Origin of the sequence: Cyclonatronum sp., assembly GCF_022565315.1 — a bacterium.
Taxonomy (GTDB): domain Bacteria; phylum Bacteroidota; class Rhodothermia; order Balneolales; family Cyclonatronaceae; genus Cyclonatronum.
In genome coordinates, this window is the sequence record NZ_JAIUMX010000194.1 from 1 (window position 1) to 2,978 (window position 2,978).

The 2,978-nt window shown below is 54.5% G+C and carries 1 protein-coding gene; it reads left to right on the forward strand.

Annotation, left to right across the window (positions count from 1 at the left end; genetic code table 11):
* Nucleotides 1-1,209: 1,209 nt before the first annotated feature.
* A partial coding sequence (locus tag LAT75_RS15480) for an alpha-amylase domain-containing protein (protein WP_291483731.1) occupies nt 1,210-2,978 on the forward strand: 1,769 nt, incomplete at its 3' end.

Consider the following 2,978-nt stretch of genomic DNA (forward strand, 5'->3'; position numbering starts at 1 on the left):
CCAATATCCCGGAGGGATATCATATGGGTAGAAAAAGCGCCGCCCCCTCTAAAATTTCGTGTGCCGTAGGTACACCATATGTGTAACGAAGCCTGAGCGGGTTTTTAAGGCTTGCCGACATGGGCACCGTTATGGCGGCTCCGCCGGTCGCATCGCAGCTGCGCTGCTCCGGTAATAGGGGGGAGGCGTGCGTTTTTCTACCCACATGGCTTCCCTAACGGGAAGCGGTAGCAATTAAAATCAAATGCTAATTGGCACGCGGATTGGACGGATCGGGCCGGATTTGCGCGGATTTTTTATCGCGCAAAGCTGCAAAGGTAAGCAGTAAGTTTTTTGAGGCTTTTTGAATTAGTGATCCGATGGAAAACAGCCTGCATTGCCGAATCGGCGGTAAGCACCAATATCCCGTAGGGATATCATATGGGTAGAAAAAGCGCCACTCCCTCCAAAATCTCGTGTGCCGTAGGTACACCATATGTGTTACGAAGCCTGATCAGGTTTTTTAAGGCTTGCCGGCATGGCACCCGTTATGGCGGCTCCGCCGGTCGCATCGCAGCTGCGCTGCTCCAGTAATAGGGGGGCGTGCGTTTTTCTACCCACATGGCTTCCCTAACGGGAAGCGGTAGCAATTAAAATCAAATGTTAATTGGCACGCGGATTGGTCCGGATTTGCGCGGATTTTTTATTCGATTTGTTTGCGGGCCAAACGAAAAACCCCGTGGGTTTTTCGACCCCCGGCTCCGGTAGGAGCCCAAGCTCTGTAGCAACCTGCTAAGGCCCCGAAACCCAAATCCACCCCGAAACAAAAGCCCCTCTCCTGAAGCTCAGGCCGGTGAAGCATTGTAGCAGGTTCAGGAGAGGGGTTGGGGTGAGGTGGACCCAGATGGGTGGCGATCGGATTTTGCCAATCTGGCCGGATTCGCGCGGTTTGTATTAAAACCATGTATTGCCGTTCAGAAGGTGATGCGCATAGCCGGTTACACACCGGCACACTGGCTACTGACAAATTGCAGAAGTTCACTAAATCACGGAATCACGCTGCCTCAGCGATTAGCAGCTGTATTCTCCGGCTGCTGTTGTAAAACCTGATTGAGGTCATGCGGCATAGTCTTGTTTCTATCCGTAGTTTTGGGTATAATGAAAGCGCTTACATTTTTACATGCCGCATCCGCTGTGCAGTGCCGGCGGAGCTTAACCTTTAGTTTTGATATGAAAAAATATCTGTTACTGTTTGTTCTTTCGCTGATTATGTCGGGGGCTGCTCATGCGCAGCAGGACCGTACCATGATGCAGGGCTTCTACTGGGATGTAACGCCCGGCGGGGTTTGGTACGACACCCTCGCTGTTAATGCCAATCTGCTCGGCCTTGCCGGATTCAACAGCATCTGGCTTCCGCCGCCCAGCAAAGGCGCTGCCGGCGGTTTCGATGTGGGCTACACTCCTTACGACTATTACGATCTCGGTATGTTCGACAGCCGCGCCGGAGATCAGACTTCCGGCACGGGCGCTTTCATACCCACCCGCTACGGTAATTTTGAAAGCCTTCAGTTCGCTATCGAACGGCTCAAAGCCAACGGACTGAAAATTTATGCCGATATCGTGCTCAATCACCGCTCCGGCGGAAACCTTGAGCCAAACATTTACGGTCAGTTTTTTACCGACCGCAACGGAGGTTCGCTGTTCAGCCCGGATGGCGACTCGACCTTCACCGCTTTCCCCCTTACACATGGTTCAGGCAGAATCGGCTGGCCGGTGGGTGAGGGCAATGAGTTCTTCTTCCCCAATGCCGTACACAACCAGAGTAATACCGGCGATTTTCTGAGCGGGAGTCAGCTGGCCGGCTTCCATCAGATGTATGTGAACGAGTTTGGCTACACCAATGCGCTGCATACCGGCTCCGGGCAAAGCCTGGCCATCGGCGACAGCCTCAAAGTGTGGGGCGACTGGCTCACCAATACCCTGGGTCTCGACGGCTTTCGCTTCGATTTTGTGAAGGGCATCCATCCCGAGTATTTCAAATCATTTATGAATTTCGGAGCCATGCAGGGCAAGTTCCATGTGCATGAGCTGTTTGACGGCGATCTCGGCCGAAAGCAGGCCTATCTCGAAATGCTGAATACCACCAATTCGCCTTTTAGTCCGTCTCCGCCGCCTTCCAAGCCGGGTGCCATTTTCGATTTCAACATGCGCTTTGCCTATAAGGCCATGAGCGACGGTGGCAACAGCTACGATATCCGCAACTGGCACAACTCGGGTCTGCACAATGTGTTTGGCGTGCCCTTCGAGCAGATTGTGTTGTTTGTGGATAACCATGATTTCGACCGTACCGATTATACCGGTTCCGTCACCGCCCCGGGCCACAGCCCTGTGGTGAACAACAAGATGCTGGCCTACGCTCACATGCTCACCCATCCGGGTTATGCGCAGGTCTGGTACCGCGATTACTTCAATTACGGCCTGCGGGATGAAATCAACCTGCTGCTGCAGGTTCGCAACCAGCTGGGCGGCGGCAGCTACCGTGCGCTTACCCGCCCCGGACAGGGCGGCGGCAACCCGTTCTTCCCCGGAAATGCCACTGACGACCCGCGGCACGTGTACATCGCTGAGCGCAGCGGTACCGGCGGCGATACCGGCCTGATTGTGGCCATCAACAAGCATTCATCCAATAATATTGATGTCTGGGTTGATACGCAGTGGCCCGAGCGTACCCTGTACGACCTTACCGGAAACTTCGACGGCACCATTCAGGTGTTTGCTGACGGCCGTGCCCGTATTCAGACGCAGCCCTCAAGCTACCACATTTTTGTGCCGGTTGAGTTCGCCCTCGATCTGCCGCCTGCGAACATCGCCCTGAACGAGATTCAGTCGCCCTCCGGCACCCGCTTCATCGAAGAGCCCCTCACCCCGCGCGTAAGCTTCACCAATGAGAGCCTGTTTTCCCAGCAGAATATCGGGCTTACCTTCACCGTGCTTCTCGG